Consider the following 17,182-nt stretch of genomic DNA (forward strand, 5'->3'; position numbering starts at 1 on the left):
ATGAGACGACGCCCCAACTACCCGGCCGGCGCCGGCTCGCTCCTCTGGCTCCTCCTGGTCGGGCTGCCGCTGTACGTCATGCTCACCGCGACGCTGAAGTCCCGCTCGGAGTACGCGCGCGGCGGCCCACTGGCCTTCCCGCGCGAGATCACCTTCGACAACTACACCGGAGCGTTCTCGGGCGGCTTCGGGCAGTACTTCGTCAACACGATCGTCGTCACCGTCTGCGTGGTCGGCATCGTGCTGCTGCTGGTGCCGCCCCTGGCGTACGCCATCGTGCGCAGCCGCAGCCGGGTCACCTCCGGAGTCTTCCGGCTGTTCCTGCTCGGCCTGGCGATCCCGGCCCAGGCCGTGATCGTCCCGATGTTCTACCTGATCAGCCAGGCGGGCCTGTACGACAACCTCGTCGGTGTCATCCTGCCCACGGCCGCCTTCTGCCTGCCGATCTCGGCGCTGATCCTCAGCGGCGCGATGCGCGACATCAACCCGGAGCTGTTCGAGGCCATGGCCATGGACGGCGCCACACCGCGCCGGATGTTCTTCCAGCTGGTGCTGCCGCTGTCCAAGGGCGGGCTCTCCACGATCGTGGTGTTCTCCGCGCTCCAGGCATGGAACGGCTTCCTGTTCCCCCTCGTCCTGACCCAGTCGGACGACACCAAGCTCATCACCCTCGGTCTGTACGACTTCCAGACCGAGCACGGCATCGACATCCCGGCGCTGCTCGCCGCGGTCGTGCTGTCCATGGTGCCCGTCCTGCTCGTCTACCTGTTCGCCCGTCGCGCCCTGGTCCAGGGCCTGATGGGCGTCGGAGGAAAGTGACCGCCAACGTGGCAGTTGAAGCGAACCCCGAGACCCCCGCGACCCCCGTGACCTCCACGGAGCCCGAGGCCCCGGCAGCCTCCGGCGTCCCCGTCTGGAACGACCCCGCCCAGGACGTCGCCACCCGGGTCTCCGCCCTGATCGCCGCCATGACCGTCGAGGAGAAGATCGCCCAGCTCTTCGGCGTCTGGGTCGGCGCCTCCGACGAGGGCGGCGAAGTGGCCCCGCACCAGCACGAGATGGAGGACGCCGTCGACCTCGACGCCCTCCTGCCGGCCGGACTCGGGCAGCTCACCCGCCCCTTCGGCACGGCCCCCGTGGACCCGGCCGTCGGCGCGCTCTCCCTGATGCGCACCCAGCAGCGGATCGCCGCCGCCAACCGGTTCGGCATCCCGGCCCTCGCCCACGAGGAGTGCCTGGCCGGCTTCGCCGCCTGGGGCGCCACCGCCTACCCCGTGCCCCTGTCCTGGGGCGCCACCTTCGACCCGGACCTGGTCCGCCGCATGGCCGCCGCCATCGGCCGCGACATGCGTTCCGTCGGCGTCCACCAGGGCCTCGCGCCCGTCCTGGACGTCGTGCGGGACGCCCGGTGGGGCCGCGTGGAGGAGACGATCGGCGAGGACCCGTACCTCGTCGGGACCGTCGCCACCGCCTACGTCCAGGGGCTGGAGTCCGCCGGGATCGTCGCCACCCTCAAGCACTTCGCCGGCTACTCCGCCTCCCGTGCCGGACGCAACCTCGCCCCCGTCGGCATGGGGCCGCGCGAGCGGGCCGACGTGCTGCTGCCGCCCTTCGAGATGGCGGTGCGCGAGAGCGGCGTCCGCTCGGTGATGCACGCCTACACCGACACCGACGGCGTGCCCTCGGCGGCCGACCACGAGCTGCTGACCGGACTGCTGCGCGACACCTGGGGCTTCGAGGGCACCGTGGTGGCCGACTACTTCGGCATCGCCTTCCTGCACACCCTGCACGGCGTGGCGGGGGACTGGGCCGAGGCGGCCGCCGCCGCCCTGGAGGCCGGCGTCGACGTGGAGCTGCCCACGGTCAAGACGTTCGGCGAGCCGCTGCGCGAGGCGATCGCCGCCGGCCGTGTCCCCGAGGCCCTGATCGACCGCGCGCTGCGCCGGGTCCTGGCCCAGAAGGCGCAGCTCGGCCTGCTCGACGCCGACTGGAACCCCCTGCCGCCCGCCCTGGCCGACGCCCCCGTGCACGACCCCGAGTCCGTGCGCGGCACGGTCGACCTGGACTCCGAGGCCAACCGCGCCCTCGCCCGCGAGGTCGCCGAGCAGGCGGTCGTCCTGCTGCGCAACGACGGCACCCTGCCCCTGCGCCGGCCGCGCCGCATCGCCCTGGTCGGCCCCAACGCCGAGGAGCCCACGGCCGTCCTGGGCTGCTACTCCTTCCCGCGCCACGTCGGGGAGCGGCACCCGGACACGCCTGACGGGATCGGCCTGCCGACGCTGCGCGAGGCGCTGGAGCGGGAGTTCCCGGACGCGGAGGTCGTCGTGGCGCGGGGCGCCGAGGTCGACGGCACCGACACCTCCGGCTTCGCCGAGGCCGTGGACCTCGCGCGGGACGCCGACGTGGTGATCGCGGCGCTCGGCGACCGGGCCGGCCTCTTCGGCCGCGGCACCAGCGGCGAGGGCTGCGACGCCGGCTCCCTCGCCCTGCCCGGCGTCCAGCAGCCGCTGCTCGACGCCCTGCTGGACACCGGCGTCCCGGTGGTCGCCGTCCTGCTGGCCGGGCGCCCCTACGCCCTGGGCCGCGCCGCGGAGGAGGCCGCCGCGCTCGTGCAGTCCTTCTTCCCCGGCGAGGAGGGCACCACGGCCCTCGCGGGTGTCCTCAGCGGCCGGGCGAACCCCTCGGGGCGGCTGCCGGTCGGCGTGCCGCGCACCCCGGACGCGCAGCCGTCCACCTACCTGGCCGCCCGGCTCGGCCAGGCCAGCGACGTCTCCAGCATCGACCCGACCGCGGCCTTCCCGTTCGGGCACGGCCTGTCGTACACGTCGTTCGCCTGGAGCGGCCTGGCCGTCGACCGCGGCGAGGCCGGTACGGACGGGGAGTTCGCCCTCTCCTTCTCGGTGCGCAACACCGGGGACCGGGACGGCGTCGAGACCGTGCAGCTCTACCTGCACGACCCCGTCGCCTCGGTCGTGCAGCCGGTGCAGCGGCTCGTCGGGTACGCGCGGGTGCCGCTCGCGGCGGGCGAGGAGCGCCGGCTGTCGGTGACGGTGCCCGCGGACGTCGCCTCCTTCACCGGCCGCGACGGGCGCCGGGTCGTCGAGCCGGGCGCCCTGGAGCTGCGCCTCGCCGCGTCCAGCGCCGACCCGCGCCTGACGGCGACGGTGACCCTGACCGGCGAGCCCCGGTACGTGGACCACACCCGGCGCCTGCACGCCCGGTTCGCGCCGGTGGAGGGGACCGGCGCGTGAGGTCGGGGGCGGCCCGTCCGGGCCGCCCCCGCCTTCGTGCGCGCGGCCGGCGTCAGCCCTGCTGGACCGGGACGACGACCAGGTCGGCGATGTTCACGTGGGCCGGTGCCGCCACCGAGAAGGCGATCGCCTGCGCGATGTCGTCGGCGGACAGCGGCCGCAGGTCGGTGCGCATCCGGTCCAGGGCCGTGCGCATGTCCGCGTCCCGCATGTCCGCGCCCAGCTCGGTGACGGTGACGCCGGGCTCGACGTTGTGCACCCGCACGTCGCGCGGGCCCAGCTCGGCACGCAGGTTGCGGGTCAGGTGGGCCACGGCCGCCTTGGTGGCCGAGTAGACCGACCAGTCGGGGTAGAGGCTGTGTCCGGCGACGGAGCCGACGTGCACGAGGTCGGCCGGGCCGCTGCGCGCCGCCGCGAGCAGGTCGTCGGCGAAGACGCGGCCCGTGTGCAGCAGCCCGCGCAGGTTGACGTCGAGCATGCGGTCCCACTCGGCGGTGTCGGCGGTCTCGAAGGGCGCGCCCAGCATGACGCCGGCGTTGGCCACGACGAGGTCGACCCGGCCGAGCGCGGCGCGCACGGACGCCGCTGCCGCGGCGATCGCGCCGGGGTCCGCGAGGTCCGCGGCGACCGGCAGGACCTCGCCCGCGCCGGCCGGGCGCAGCTCGCCGGCCAGCTCCCGCAGCCGGTCCTCGCGGCGGCCGAGCAGGGCGACCGAGGCGCCGCCGAGGGCCAGCCGGCGGGCGGTGGCGGCACCGATGCCGCTGGTGGCACCGGTGACGACGGCGACGCGCCCGGCGAGCGGCCCACCGGCGGTGACGGCGGCGGGGGCGGGAGCGGCGGAGACGGTGGAAGTGTTCGATGCGGTCGAAGAAGTCATGCCACCACCGTCGGGCCGGTGCGGGCGACCCTCCAGGCAGCGTCCCACCGGGGAGCGCGCATCGTAGGAGTGGCACGGCCACCCTGGGAGGCCCGCAGGGCCCCCGCCCGGCCTAGGCTCGTAGGCATGGGCATGAGCATGGGTAAGGACAGCGGCAACCCGATCGGGGAGTTCCTGCAGGCCCGCCGCCGGCTCGTGCGCCCGGAGGACCAGGGGCTCGCCCCCGGTGTCCGGCGCCGGGTGCCCGGCCTGCGGCGCGAGGAGGTGGCGCTGCTCGCGGGCGTGAGCACCGACTACTACGTACGCCTGGAGCAGGGCCGTGAGCGGAACCCCTCCGCGCAGGTCGTCGAGGCGCTCGCCCGGGCCCTCGACCTCGACGCGGAGGCGGCGGCGCACCTGCACCGGCTGGCGGGCCCGGCACCGCGCCGGCGCCGGGCCGCCGCGCGCCGCGAGCGGGTCGGCACGGGCCTGCTGCGCATGATGGAGGCCTGGCCGGACACACCGGCCGTCGTCCTGGGGCGCTGCCTGAACGTGCTGGCCCACAACGACCTGGGCCGGGCCCTGTTCGACGGCCACACCCACAGCGACGACCTCGTGCGGCTGGTCTTCCTCGACCCGGACGCCCGCGCGTTCTACCCGGAGTGGGACCGGATCGCGGCCAGTACGGTGGGCGCGCTGCGCGCGTCGGCCGGGACCGACCCCGACGACCCGCGCCTTGTCGAGGTGGTCGGCGAGCTGTCGTTGAAGAGCGAGACGTTCCGGCGGCTGTGGGCCCGCCACGACATCCGCGGCAAGACCGGCGGGACCAAGCTCTTCCGCCACCCGCTCGTCGGCGACCTGTCCCTGGAGTACGAGACGCTGACCGTGAACGAGGCCCCGGACCAGCAGCTCGTCGTCTACCGGGCCGCACCGGGCAGCCCGTCCGCGCAGGCCCTCGCCCTGCTCGGGAGCCTGACGGCGGCGCCCCGGCCGGACGGCGGCGCGGACTCCCGGCCCGCGGACACCGCGTCCGCACGACGGCGGGGCACCGCCGGGTAGCGCCGGGCCCCGGGGCCGTCCCCTCCCGGAGAGCGGGCGTCCGCCCGGACATGCCGGACAATCGAGGTAGGGATCAGTGGATGCGCGCGGTGTCCGGAGCGGGTCTGCGGGAGCGGCTCGGCGAGACGATCCTCCGGCGGGTGGCCGGGCCCGACGGCGGGGAGAAGCGGGCGCGGATCCACGGCACCCCCGGGCCCCGCTGGTTCGGTCCCGAGCGGCCCGTACGCACCGTGCACGGGGACTCCCGATGTTCGTCGGGGGCGTGCGCGCCCTGCTGCTGCAGTCGCTGCACCCGCTGGCGATGGCGGCCGTGGCCGCGCACTCCGGCTTCCGCGGCGACCCGTGGGGCCGGCTCCAGCGCACCAGTACGTTCCTGGCGGTGACCACCTTCGGCACGGCCGACGACGCGCGGCACGCCGTGGAGCGGGTCCGCGCCATTCACGAGCGCGTCCGCGGCACGACGCGGGAGGGCGAGCCGTACCACGCCGCCGATCCGCATCTGCTCGGCTGGGTGCACGCGGCCGAGGTGGACAGCTTCCTGCGCGCCCACCAGCGCTACGGCGCCCGGCCCCTGGACGCGGCCGGCTGCGACGGGTACCTGGAGGACACCGCGCGGGTGGCCGCCGCGCTGGGCGTCACCGATCCGCCGCGCGACCGGGCCGAGCGCCTCGCCGCCTACCGGCCCGAACTGCGGGCCACACCCGAGGCGCTGGCCACGGCGCGCTTCATCCTGTACCGCCCGCCGCTGCCGCTCGCCGCCCGCCCGCCGTACGCCGCGCTGACCGCGGCGGCGGTGGCGTCCCTGCCGCCCTGGGCGCGCGGCCCGCTGCGGCTGCCCCGCCTCCCGCTGGTGGAGGACCTGGCCGTCCCCCTGGCGGGACACGCCGTGACCAGGACCATCCGCTGGGCGACGGCCGCGGCGCGGCCCGCTTCCGCCGGCTCCTAACCCACCTGCGCCGCCGTCGCCTTGGCCACGTGCTCGGCCAGCTCCTCCGGCGTGAGGTAGGCGTTGGTGTACTCGAAGTCCCGCAGCGTGGCGGGCCTGCGGGAGAGGAAGCCGGTGCGCACGAAGTCGTCGCCGGCGACGGCGTTGAGGGCCCAGTTCGTCAGCACGCGGGTCTTGGCGACGCCGGTGCGCAGCGCCGACCAGTGGTAGCCGCGGGCCACCACCTGGGCGGGCAGACCGCGCAGTTCGACGCCGAGCGGCCGGGAGACGGCGTCGCTGCCGCCCAGGTCCACGACGAGGCCCAGGTCCTTGTGCACGTACGGCTGCATCGGCTGCCCGCGCAGCTGGGCGATCACGTTGTCGGCGACCGCCTTGCCCTGGCGCATGGCGTGCTGGGCGGTGGGCGGGCAGATCGCGCCGTCCTCGCCCTTGGCCAGGTCCGGTACGGCGGCGGCGTCGCCGAGCGCGAAGACGCCCTCGTGACCGGGCACGTTCATCTCGGGGGTGACCACGAGCCGGCCCTTGGCCGTCTCCGCGCCCAGCGTCCCGATGAGCGGGCTGGCGGCCACGCCCGCGGTCCAGATGAGGGTGCGGGTGGGCAGCACCCGGCCGTCGGTGAGGGTGACCTCCTCGTCGTCCGCCCGGGCGACGGAGACGCCGAGGGAGATCTCGATACCGCGCCGCTCCAGCAGCTCCTGGGCGTTCCTGCCCAGCCGCTCGCCCAGCTCGGGCATGAGCTTCGGGGCGATGTCGATGAGGTGCCACTTGATGAGCGAGGGGTCCAGGCGGGGGTAGCGCTTGACGGCGTTGCACGTCAGCGTCTGCAGGTAGGCGGCGGTCTCGGTGCCCGCGTAGCCGCCGCCGACCACGATGAACTGCAGCCGCGAGCGGCGCTCGGCCTCGTCCTGGCTGGCGTCCGCCAGGTCGAGCTGCGAGATGACGTGGTCGCGGATGTACGCGGCCTCGGCCAGCGTCTTCATGCCGCGCGCGTGCTCCGCCAGGCCCGGGATGTCGAAGGTCCGGGTGATGCTGCCGGGCGTCAGCACGATGTGGTCGAAGCGCTCGTTGATGATCTTGTCGGTGATGTCGCGGATGACGCAGACCTTGGACTTCAGGTCCACGCCGATCGCTCCCCCCGGGATGATGCGCGTGCGGTAGCGCTGGCTGCGGCGCAGCGAGACGGCGACCGACTGCGGGGTGAGCACGCCGGCGGCCACGTGGGGCAGCAGTGGCAGGTACAACTGGTACGAGAACGGCGTGACCAGGGTCAGTTCGGCCTCGGCCGGGCCGAGCCTGCGTTCCAGCCGGCGCATGCACTCCACTCCGGCGAAGCCCGCGCCCACCACCAGGATCTTCGGTCGTGCCATGCTGTTCCATCCCCTTCCGAGGGTCGGGCGAGTCTGCGGCGTCGCCGTTTCGCCTGCCCCTGGATCGCGGCTTCGCACGTACTTGATCCCGATCGATCCCATCGCGGTCCGCTCCGGTCCGCCACCGGAGTCGGGCGATCGGGTGAGTCCCGGTGCCGCCGTCACCCCTCCCACCAGCGCTTTCTCGTTCTTTGTTCGAATGTCCGCCGCCGGGGCAGAGGATTCAGGTGTACGACGCATTCGTCCTGCGCGGGCCCGCCCGTCCCGCGGGGCGCAAGGGGATGTGACGACGGGGCCCAGGGGGTGGCGGCGCGGTGCGCGGCGCGACGGGGCGTGAGGAGAGACAGGGGATGACCCAGCAGGAGACCGTACCGCTGCGGGAGCGGGCGGAGCCGGACGCCGAAGCCCGCAAGCAGCGGTTGAGGAGACGCCTGGAGCGGCTGCTCGGCATCGCCGCGACCGAGGGCAACGAACTGCTGCCGCTGCGCAACGGCGACGAGATCTTCCCCGCCATGCTGGAGGCGATCCGGTCCGCCGAGCACACCATCGACATGATGACGTTCGTGTACTGGCGCGGCGACATCGCACGGGACTTCGCGCGCACCCTCGCCGACCGGGCCCGCGCCGGACTGCGCGTACGGCTGCTGCTCGACGGCTTCGGGGCCAAGGAGATCGAACCGGACCTCCTGGAGGCCATGGACGAGGCGGGCGTGCAGGTCGCCTGGTTCCGCAAGCCGGTCCGGCTGTCGCCGCTGAAGCAGAACCACCGCTGCCACCGCAAGGCGCTGATCGTCGACGAGCACACCGCCTTCACCGGCGGCGTCGGCATCGCCGAGGAGTGGTGCGGCGACGCCCGCAACCCGCGCGAGTGGCGCGACACGCACGTACGGGTGCGCGGACCGGCCGTCGACGGCATCGCCGCGGCCTTCGCCCAGAACTGGGCCGAGTGCCACGACGACCTGTACGACGACCGCGACCGGTTCACCCCGCACGAGCAGCCGGGCAACGCCACCGTCCAGGTCGTGCGCGGGTCGGCGAGCTTCGGCTGGCAGGACATGCAGACCCTGATCCGGACCGTGCTGACCTCGGCCGAGGAGCGCTTCCGCCTGTCCACCGCGTACTTCGCGCCGGACCAGTACTTCGTCGACCTGCTGGCGGCGACCGCGCGCCGGGGCGTCGAGGTGGAGATCCTGCTGCCCGGCCCGTACACCGACCAGCGGGCCTGCCGGCTGGCCGGACAGCACCACTACGCCGCGCTGCTCGACGCCGGCGTGGAGATCCGCCAGTACCAGCCGACCATGCTGCACACCAAGATCATTACGGTGGACGGCATCGCCGCGCTCATCGGCTCCACCAACTTCAACCGGCGCTCGCTGGAGCACGACGAGGAGGTCATGCTGGCGGTCCTCGACGAGGACTTCGCCGCCGTCCTGGACCGCCACTTCGACGAGGACCGGCGGCTGGGCGAGGCCGTGGACCCCGCCCGGTGGCGCCGCCGGCCGCTGACGCAGCGGCTGAAGGAGACGTCGGTGCGGCCGATCCGCCGGTTCCTGTAGGGCCGGCGGCGCCGTCCGCCCGGCGGTACCGTCGCCGGCCGGTACCGCCGGGCGGCGGCTCAGCGGAAGACGTCGTCCATCTCGTCCCAGCTCAGCGGGTCCTCCTGGAGGCGGGGGCGGGAGCGCGCGGACGACTGGTACATCGCCTCGATCTCCGCGGCGTACCGCTCCGCGATGGCGTCGCGGCGCAGCTTCATCGACGGCGTCAGCGTGCCGTTGGCGAGGTCGAAGGGCTCCTGCAGCACCCGGAAGACCCGGATGGACTCGGCGCGCGAGACGGTGCTGTTGGCCGTGGCGACGGCGCGGGTGATCTCCTCGCGCAGGGCGGCCTCCTGCCGCTCCTGGTGGTCGGGTCCGCGTTCGCCGGCGGGCAGGTTGGCGCGCCAGTGCGCGAGGAACTCCGGGTCGAGGGTGATCAGCGCGCCCACGCAGGGCCGGTTGTCGCCGACGACCACGGCCTGCTCGACGAGCGGGTGCATGCGCAGCCGCTCCTCCAGGGGCGCGGGGGCCACGCTCTTGCCGCTGCTGGTGATGATCACGTCCTTCTTGCGGCCGGTGATCGTCAGGTACCCCTCGGTGTCGAGGCCGCCGAGGTCGCCGGTGGCCAGCCAGCCGTCCCGCAGGACCTGCCGGGTGCCGGCGTCGTCGTTGACGTACCCCTGGAACACCGACGGCCCCTGCACCAGGATCTCGCCGTCCTCGGCCACCCGGACCTCCGTGCCCGGCAGCGGGCGCCCGACCGTCCCGTACTTCTCGCGGCCCACCGGCTGGGCCGTGATGCCGCCGCCCGTCTCCGTCAGCCCGTACCCGTCGTGGACGGGGATGCCGATGCCCGAGTAGAAGAGGGCGAGCCGCCGGTTCAGGGGCGAGCCGCCCGACACCGCGCCGCAGACCCGCCCGCCGAGCGCGGCGCGCAGCCTGCGGTACACGGTCCGCTCGTGCAGGGCGTGCTGGAGGCGCAGGTCGAGGCCGGGCCCCGGGCCGCGGCCGAGCCGCTGCCGCTCGGTGGCCTCGGCGAAGTCCCGCGCCGTCCGGGCCGCCCGCTCGAACAGGGCGCCGCGCCCCGCCTGCTGGGCCGCGCGCAGGAAATTCTTGTAGAGCTTCTCCAGGACGGAGGGGACCGCGTAGAGGAAGGTCGGGCGGAAGGACAGCAGCGAGGCGGCGATCGCCTCCTGGCGCAGCTCGGGCTCGTGGGCCATCAGCAGGCCGCCGCGCAGGCACAGGCCCTGGACCATCAGCCCGTACACGTGGGAGAAGGGCAGGAAGGCGAGGATCGCGGGCTGTTCGCCGGCCGGCGCCACCGTGTGCCGCCAGCCCGCGAGGAGCGTGTCGCAGGGGCCGGCCAGGCTCCGGTGGGACAGCGCGCAGCCCCGGGGCCGGCCCGACGTCCCCGAGGTGTAGGCGATCACGGCGGTCGAGTCGGGCAGCACGATCCGGCGCAGCGACTCGACGGTGGTGACGGGCACCGAACGGCCCTGCTCGACGAGGTCCTTCAGCGCTCCGGAGTCCAGCTGCCAGACGTGGCGCAGCGACGGCAGCGAGGCGCACACGGAACCCACCGTCATGACGGCCTGCTCGTCCTCGACGACCACGCCGACGCACGCGGCGTCCGAGAGGATCCACGCGACCTGCTCGTGCGAGGAGGACGGGTGGATCGGCACGACCTCGGCGCCCACGGACCACAGCGCGTACGCGAACACGGTCCACTCGTAGCGGGTGCGCGCCATGACGGCGACGCGGTGGCCGGGGGAGATGCCGCAGGCGACCAGGCCCCGGGCGAGGCCGACCACCTCGTCGAGCAGTGCGGCCGCGCTCACCTCCGTCCACGGTCCCGGGGAGGCGGCGTCGGGGCGGCGGGCGATCTGCGCCAGGTCCGGGGTGCGGCTCGCCGTCTCGAAGAGACTGTCCGCGAGACCGCCCTGCATCGCCGGTGCGGGCAGGGGTGGTGGGTCGAACCGCTTCATGCGCCGCTCCGGGATTCTCCTCGACGTGGTTCATGCCCCTGTGCGACAGGGCCTGGGGCGAGGGCTCATGAAATCTAGCCGACGCCACGCACCGTCGTGGCGTGAAACCGGCAAGTGGGGGCGGGACCGATATCCGCAGGCGGGCACGGCGGTTCGCGCGTACGGGAGGACGCGCGCACGGCGCCCGGGGCGAGGGGGCGGGACCCGGTTCCGGGGTCGGTGCAGGGGCCGGTCCCGGAGTCGGTGCCGGAGCTGTACCAGTGGAACAGCTCGGCCACGGTCTCGCCGGAGTACTACCCGGTGGTCATCATGGGATCGCTGCTCGCCGTCCTCCCGCTCGTCCTCGCCTTCGTCCTGCTGCAGCGCTTCTGGCGCGGCGGCCTGACCGCGGGAGCCGTCAAGTAGCCCCGTCCCGAACCGCGTTCGGCCCCCGTCCGGAACCCCGGCGCGCCGAGCGCCGCGCACCGACCGAGAACGGAGTCCCCACCGCCGTATGACCGCCTCCCCGCCGGGCCCCGGCTTCCGCCCCCGCGCCGCGCTCGCCATGTCGGCGGACGCCGCCGACGCCGTCCTCGGCCCCGCCTCCCGCGCCGCCCTGGCCGAGGTCTGCGACCTCGCCCCGCTCCCCGTCCTCGACGACTTCACCACCCCGCGCGCCCGGGAGGTCCTGGCCGGTGTCGACCTCCTCGTCACCGGCTGGGGCTGCCCGCCCCTGGACGCGGCGGCGCTGGCGGCGGCGCCCCGGCTGCGGGCCGTGGCGCACACCGCGGGCAGCGTCCGCGGCCACGTCACCGAGGCCTGCTGGGAGCGCGGCATCGAGGTGTCCTCCGCCGCCTCCGCCAACGCCCTCCCGGTCGCCGAGTACACCGTCGCGATGATCCTGCTCACCGGCAAGCGGGTCCTGGAGCGGGCCCGCGCCCACCGGGCCGCCCGCGCCCGCGACGCGTGGCTGCGCGCCACCCCCGGCCTGGGCAACTACGGCCGTACGGTGGGCATCCTGTCCGCGTCCCTGGTCGGGCGCCGCGTCATCGAGCTGCTGCGCCCCCACGACCTGCGCGTCCTGCTGCACGACCCGTACGTCACCGACGCCGAGGCCGCCGGGCTCGGCGTCACCCCCGTCCCCCTCGACGAGCTCTTCGCCCGCTCCGACACGGTCAGCGTCCACACCCCGCTGCTGCCCGAGACCCGCGGCCTGGTCGGCCGGGCCCAGATCGGCGCCCTGCGCCCCGGCGCCGTCCTCATCAACACCTCCCGGGGCGCCGTCCTCGATCAGGACGCCCTCACCGAGGCCGTCCTGGCGGGCCGCGTGCGGGCCGTCCTCGACGTCACCGACCCCGAGGTCCTGCCGCCGGACCACCCGTTGTGGGACTGCGACGACGTGCTCATCACCCCGCACCTCGCCGGCTCCCAGGGCAACGAGTGGCGCCGCCTGGCCGACCTGGCCGTCGGCGAGGTGCGGCGCTGGGCCGCGGGCGACGGCTTCGCCCATCCCGTACGACGCGAAAGGCTGGCGTTCCTGGCGTGAACATCCCGTTCGAACTGCCTCCGGAGGACCGGGGGACGAGCCCCCGCACCGGTCTGACGCGCGCCCACTGGGAGGCCGTGGCGGACGGGCTGCTCACGGCCGCGTGGCGCTACGGCACCCCGGGCGGCGCCCTCCTCCACCTGCCCGGACGCCCTTCCCGGTCGGGCGTGCGCTCCGACGGACTCGAAGGGTACGCGCGCACGTTCCTCGCGGCGGCCTTCCGTATCGCCGGGGCCGGCGGCGCCGACCCGCACGACTGGCTCGGCCGCTATGCCCGCGGCCTGGCCGCCGGCACCCGCACCCCGGGCCGCGACGACGCCGAGTCCTGGCCGCTGGTCCTGGACCACGACGTGCAGGGCCAGCCGATGGTGGAGTCCGCCTCGGTCGCCCTCGGCCTGCGGCTGACGGCGCCCTGGCTGTGGGACCGGCTCGACGACGGCGTGCGGGACCGCGCGGAGGGGTGGCTGCGCGGCGCGCTGCGCCACACGCCCGCACCCAACAACTGGTACCTGTTCCCGTACACGGTCGCCGGGTTCCTGGAGTCCGTGGGGCGCGGCGACGAGGAGACGGCCCGGGCCCGCGAGCGCGCCCTGGACCTGCTGGAGGGCTGGTACCGCGGCGGCGGCTGGTACGCCGACGGCGACGGCCGGGCCTTCGACCACTGCAACGGCTGGGCGCTGCACCTGTACCCGGTGCTCGACGCCCACCTCGCCGGCGACGCGGACCTGTCGGCCCGCTACGGGCCCGGCTGCGCGAGCACCTGGAGGGCTTCTCGCTGCTGTTCGGCGCGGACGGCGCGCCGGTCCACCTCGGGCGCTCGCTGACCTACCGCTTCGCCGCGACGGCCGCCGTCGGCCTCGGCGCCGTCACCGGCCACACCCCGCTGGCCCCCGGCGCCTCCCGGCGGCTGGGCAGCGGCTGCCTGCGGTACTTCCTCGACCGGGGCGCGCTGACCGAGGACGGACTGCTGAGCCTCGGCTGGCACGGCCCGCACGGGGCGACCCTCCAGACCTACTCGGGGCCGGCCTCCCCGTACTGGGCGTCGAAGGCGTTCGTGTCGCTGCTGGCCCCCGCGGACCACCCGCTGTGGACCGCCCCCGAAGAGCCGGCCCCGGTCGAGGAGGCCGACCGGGTGCTGGCCCTGCCGGCGCCCGGCCTGCTGGTGCAGTCGACCCGCGCCGACGGCCTCGTACGCCTGCACAACCACGGCAGCGACCACGTCCGGCCGCACGAGGCCGAGGCGGCGTGCGACGAGGACCCGCACTACGGGCGGCAGGCGTACTCGACGCGCACCGGCCCCACGGCCCCCGGCACATCGCCGACAACCACCTGTCGGTGGAGGTCGCGGGCCGGGGCAGCGTACGCCGCCGGATCCACCCGCTCGGCGCGGGGCACGGCGACGGCTGGGGCTGGGCCGCCTCCCGGCACCTGCCGGTGTTCACGGCGGGCCCGCCGATGGTGCCGGGGCTGCGTGTGGAGAGCGTCACGGTGGTCCGCGGCCGCCACGAACTGCGGGTCCACCGCGTGACCGGCGCGCCCGCCGGGGCCCGGGTCTCCCTCACGGGCTGGGCCACCGGCCCCGGGGAGCCGCTCGCCTCCGTCCTGCACCCGCTGTACGGCTTCGACGGCGAGGCGGAGGCCGTGCCCGCGCCGGCCGGCACCGCCTACGCCCGCTGGGCCCGCGTCCCCCGGCTCACCGGCGCGGCCGGCGGCACCTCGGTGCACGTCGCCCTGGCCGTGCTCACCGCCGAGGACGCCCCGGTCCCGGCGGCGGAGGCGGTGTCCGGGGCGTCGGTGGACGGCGCGTCGGTCGAGGTCCGCTGGGCGGAGGACGGGGCGCGCACCCGCGTCGTGTTCGGACCCTGCGCCGTGGAGCACACGGCGGGCGACGCGGCGGACGGCGCGGCCGCCCGCTGACCGGCGGGTGCCGGCCGGCGGGTCACCCCGCTGTCCGGTCGCCCCGCCCGCCCAGCGACCAGCGCGGCGTGGCGCCCGCGATCCGGCAGACGGCGAAGTAGAGGGGGAGGGGCGGGGTGTAGGGCGCGCCGGCCGCGGGGCGGTGGATCAGCCGGGGCCCGCGCGGGCGCGCCCTGCGCGGCCCCGCCGCCCGCACGCCGTCCGGGGCCTTCGCCGGACCGTCGGCGCACTCGGCCGCCCCGCTCACGTACGCGGTCGGGTCCGGCCAGCTGACATCGATGTCGGATCCGGCGGGGACGATCCACCACCACAGCCGCCCGTCCTCGAAGACGCAGCCGACCCGGGGCAGCCGGTCCATGATCCGGCCGCCGTGCTCGGCGGGCAGGACGACGGCGTCGCAGCCGAGCGGGGCGGCCAGGTCGGCGGGCAGGTCCAACGGCCCGTGCTCCGCCGGCTCCTGGCCCTTCCGTCCGTCGCGGCCGAGGAGCCCGAACCCGGTCCACAGCGAGCGCCGCGCCGGACGGCGGCGCGGGGACGCGGGGTCTTCGGGTTCCGCGAACGCGCCGGACCCGCCGTGCGCGGCGTCCTGGCCGGGGCGTCTCCCGGGCCGCGGGCGGTCCGCGGCGCCGCGGACCGCCTCCGCGCCGGCGCGCTCGTCGTCGTGGGGCGCCCGGGGCGCGGGCAGGAGGGGGAGCCGGAGGGGGGACGCGTGCGGTTCCATCATGGGGGGTCTTTCGGCCGGGTGCCGGACAAGCCTGTACGGGAACTGCGGGTGCTGGAAGCGGCGGAGCGCCGCGGGAGCCGTGGGCGGGACGGCGCCGCCGGAGTCGGTGGACGGGGTCCCGGACGGTGCCGGTGCGGGGTCAGCGGCCGCCGGGAGAGGAGCGGCGCGGGTCGGGCGACCGCCGGACGGGGGAGGGCGCGGAACCGGCCGCGGCGGGCACCCCCTCGTCCACGGGCAGCTCGGCCCACACGGTGCGGCCGGAGCCCTGCGCGGTCTCGCGTACGCCCCAGTCGCGGCTCAGCGCCGCGACCAGCAGGAGTCCGCGCCCGCCCGGGTCGTCCGGCTCGGGTCTCTGCGCCCGGGGGCGGGTGAGCCCCCGTATCTGCTCCTCCACCTCGACGCACAGCCAGCCCTCGCCGCGGCGCAGGGTGCACACGACGTGGTCGCTCGCGGTGTGGGTGATGACGTTGGTGACCAGTTCGGAGGTGACCAGGAGCGCGTCCTCGCAGGCCTCGGCGCTCGTCCCCCAGCGGCGCAGCAGGTCGCCGATCCGGTTGCGGGCGGCGCCCACCGAGGTGACGAGGGCGGGCAGACGGAACACGTCGGCCTGACGGGCCGGCGCTTCCCGCGAGGTGCGGACCGCAGGCCGGGGAAGGGTGGGGGGAGCCATGACCTGTCGCCTTTCGTCTGCCTGCACGCCCGGGCGTCCGGTGCGGCGCCGCTCGTCCCGCGTGCGCACGCGGGCTGGTCGACGAGCGGCACGTCACCTCCGCCGGGGGCCGACAAGTGGCTTCGGGCAACTTCTGGTGGGCGATCGTGATTGCTGCTGATGGTCAGTCACACGGCGCGCTGTGTCGACTACTTCGGCGACCGGAAGCGGCAGTGCCCTTACTGTGCCACCCGCCAAATCCATGCCGCAAGGGACACTATGAAATTTGCAGATTGACGCGTGCACCAACATGCGGCACAGGGCGCCCCATGACAGACTGCGGCGGTGCAGTCCGGCGTGAAGAGACAGAAGGTGCCCCCGGAACCCGCGGGGGGAGGTGCTCCCACCGTCCTGCGCATGATCCTCGGCCGGCAGCTGGAGCAGTTGCGCACGCGCGCCGGACTGTCCTTCGACGACGCCGGCGCGGCGATCGGCGTCAGCCACTCGACCATCCGCCGGATGGAGGCCGCCAAGGTCGGCCGGCTCCGCCTCCCGGACGTGGAGAAACTCCTCCGGACGTACGGCGTCACCGACCCCCACGAGGTCGACACCTTCCTGCAGTCGGTCCAGGAGGCCAACAAGCGCGGCTGGTGGCACGCGTACCGCGACGTGATGCCCGACGGGCTCGCCGCCCAGCTGAGCCTGGAGCAGGCGGCCCTGCAGATCCGCGCGTACGAGGCGCAGTACGTGCCCGCCCTGGTGCAGACGCAGGAGTACGCCCGGGCCCTGCTGACCGCGGAGCACCCGCACGCGCCGGCCGGGACCGTCGAGCGCCGCGTCGCCCTGGCCGTGCGGCGCCAGGAACTGCTGGCACGGCCCCACCCGCCGCGCCTGTGGGTGGTGATGGACGAGACCGCGCTGCGCCGCCCGGTCGGCGGCGCCGACGTGATGCGCGCCCAGATCGACCGCCTGCTGGAGGTCGGCGCGCTGCCGCACGTGACCCTGCAGATCATGCCGTTCTCCCACGGCCCCCACCCGGCCGCGCGCGCCGGGACCTTCCACGTCTTCCGGTTCAAGGCCCGCGAACTGCCCGACATCGTCTCCCGGGACGGTCTGGTCGGGGCCGTCCACCTCGACAAGGAGGACGAGGTCGTCGCGTACCGCGAGGCACTGGACCGGCTGGGCGCCCAGGCGGCGCCCGCGGGCCGGACCGAGGAGATCCTGACCGACCTGCGCAAGGAGCTCTGAGGCCGGCCGAGCACCACCCGCGTCCCGCCGGGCCGCACCCGGCACCGCCGACCGCCCGCTCCACCGCCGGACGGGCCGGGCGGGACCCGGGCACCCACCACCGAAGCGAACCGACACCCG

General features: G+C 75.4%; 11 protein-coding genes and 3 pseudogenes. 9 read left to right on the forward strand and 5 right to left on the reverse strand.

Annotation, left to right across the window (positions count from 1 at the left end; translation table 11 throughout):
* Window positions 1–819 carry a carbohydrate ABC transporter permease gene (locus tag IE271_RS14100; protein ID WP_190190626.1) on the forward strand — a complete coding sequence of 273 codons (819 nt, stop codon included), beginning with the start codon at window positions 1–3 and terminating at the stop codon, window positions 817–819.
* Entirely contained in the window at window positions 816–3,251 is a 2,436-nt protein-coding gene (locus IE271_RS14105; protein WP_190190627.1) for a beta-xylosidase/alpha-l-arabinosidase, read from the forward strand. The genes IE271_RS14100 and IE271_RS14105 overlap by 4 nt, the downstream gene beginning before the upstream one ends.
* A 52-nt stretch (window positions 3,252–3,303) precedes the next feature.
* Here IE271_RS14105 and IE271_RS14110 read toward each other — a convergent pair whose 3' ends face one another.
* Complete coding sequence (locus IE271_RS14110) at window positions 3,304–4,128, reverse strand: SDR family oxidoreductase (protein WP_190190628.1); 825 nt, start codon at window positions 4,126–4,128, stop codon at window positions 3,304–3,306.
* A gap of 132 nt (window positions 4,129–4,260) precedes the next feature.
* Here IE271_RS14110 and IE271_RS14115 point away from each other — a divergent pair, with 132 nt between their 5' ends.
* Window positions 4,261–5,166 carry a helix-turn-helix domain-containing protein gene (locus IE271_RS14115; protein WP_229919323.1) on the forward strand — a complete coding sequence of 302 codons (906 nt, stop codon included), beginning with the start codon at window positions 4,261–4,263 and terminating at the stop codon, window positions 5,164–5,166.
* 80 nt (window positions 5,167–5,246) lie between these two features.
* Window positions 5,247–6,112, forward strand: a pseudogene (locus IE271_RS14120) (oxygenase MpaB family protein).
* On the opposite strand, the gene IE271_RS14125 reads toward IE271_RS14120, so the two are convergent.
* Window positions 6,109–7,479, reverse strand: coding sequence for an NAD(P)/FAD-dependent oxidoreductase (locus IE271_RS14125; RefSeq protein ID WP_190190629.1), 1,371 nt, complete (start codon window positions 7,477–7,479; stop codon window positions 6,109–6,111). The pseudogene IE271_RS14120 and the gene IE271_RS14125 overlap by 4 nt on opposite strands.
* 350 nt (window positions 7,480–7,829) lie before the next feature.
* Between IE271_RS14125 and IE271_RS14130 the strand changes: the two genes are divergently transcribed.
* Window positions 7,830–9,035, forward strand: a complete 1,206-nt coding sequence (locus IE271_RS14130) for a phospholipase D-like domain-containing protein (RefSeq protein ID WP_190190630.1) — start codon at window positions 7,830–7,832, stop codon at window positions 9,033–9,035.
* Window positions 9,036–9,094: 59 nt separating this feature from the next.
* Here the strand turns inward: IE271_RS14130 and IE271_RS14135 are convergent, their stop codons facing one another.
* Complete coding sequence (locus IE271_RS14135) at window positions 9,095–10,999, reverse strand: AMP-dependent synthetase/ligase (protein ID WP_190190631.1); 1,905 nt, start codon at window positions 10,997–10,999, stop codon at window positions 9,095–9,097.
* 252 nt (window positions 11,000–11,251) lie between these two features.
* Here IE271_RS14135 and IE271_RS14140 point away from each other — a divergent pair.
* The 3 genes and pseudogenes from IE271_RS14140 to IE271_RS14150 all read left to right on the forward strand — a co-directional run.
* A pseudogene (locus IE271_RS14140) lies at window positions 11,252–11,404 on the forward strand (carbohydrate ABC transporter permease); the annotation flags it as partial.
* An 88-nt stretch (window positions 11,405–11,492) separates the two neighbouring features.
* Window positions 11,493–12,524, forward strand: coding sequence for a hydroxyacid dehydrogenase (locus IE271_RS14145; protein WP_190190632.1), 1,032 nt, complete (start codon window positions 11,493–11,495; stop codon window positions 12,522–12,524).
* Window positions 12,521–14,441, forward strand: a pseudogene (locus IE271_RS14150) (DUF2264 domain-containing protein). Before IE271_RS14145 ends, IE271_RS14150 begins: the two are co-directional and overlap by 4 nt.
* Window positions 14,442–14,463: 22 nt before the next feature.
* Here the strand turns inward: IE271_RS14150 and IE271_RS14155 are convergent.
* Window positions 14,464–15,165, reverse strand: coding sequence for a hypothetical protein (locus IE271_RS14155; protein WP_229919324.1), 702 nt, complete (start codon window positions 15,163–15,165; stop codon window positions 14,464–14,466).
* A 139-nt stretch (window positions 15,166–15,304) separates the two neighbouring features.
* Entirely contained in the window at window positions 15,305–15,835 is a 531-nt protein-coding gene (locus tag IE271_RS14160) for an ATP-binding protein (RefSeq protein ID WP_190190633.1), read from the reverse strand.
* 351 nt (window positions 15,836–16,186) lie between these two features.
* Here IE271_RS14160 and IE271_RS14165 point away from each other — a divergent pair, with 351 nt between their 5' ends.
* Window positions 16,187–17,062 carry a Sco1979 family transcriptional regulator gene (locus IE271_RS14165; RefSeq protein ID WP_373308766.1) on the forward strand — a complete coding sequence of 292 codons (876 nt, stop codon included), beginning with the start codon at window positions 16,187–16,189 and terminating at the stop codon, window positions 17,060–17,062.
* Window positions 17,063–17,182 lie beyond the last annotated feature (120 nt).

Origin of the sequence: Streptomyces minutiscleroticus, assembly GCF_014650875.1 — a bacterium.
GTDB classification, from domain to species: Bacteria; Actinomycetota; Actinomycetes; order Streptomycetales; family Streptomycetaceae; genus Streptomyces; species Streptomyces minutiscleroticus.